Source organism: Paraburkholderia sp. SIMBA_027, from assembly GCF_046535315.1.
GTDB classification, from domain to species: Bacteria; Pseudomonadota; Gammaproteobacteria; order Burkholderiales; family Burkholderiaceae; genus Paraburkholderia; species Paraburkholderia tropica.
Genome location: NZ_JAWRWY010001576.1, coordinates 1 through 237, shown reverse-complemented (window position 1 = coordinate 237; position 237 = coordinate 1). Strand labels below are relative to the sequence as shown.

1 protein-coding gene is annotated in these 237 nt (G+C 68.8%); it reads left to right on the top strand.

Translation table 11 applies throughout. From position 1 onward, the window contains the following. On the top strand, nucleotides 1-237 hold a 237-nt coding region (locus SB764_RS44485; protein WP_410867375.1), incomplete at both ends, for a DUF817 family protein.

The following is a 237-nucleotide window of genomic DNA, read 5'->3' as shown; positions in this document are numbered from 1 at the left end:
GACTGGCCGCTCATCGCGAGACTGCAGGGGTGGGAAGCGCGGCTGGCCGATCATCTGGCCGGCCGCGGTCGTTTGGGCGTCGCCTTCTACGAGTTCTTCCGCTTCGGCGTGAAGCAGGCCTGGGCCTGCCTGTTCGGCGGCCTGATGTGCGCGCTGCTGCTGGGCACGCACTGGTGGTATCCCAAGGACGCCTGGCTGGCGCGCTACGATTTCCTGACGCTGGCGGCCCTGGCGATC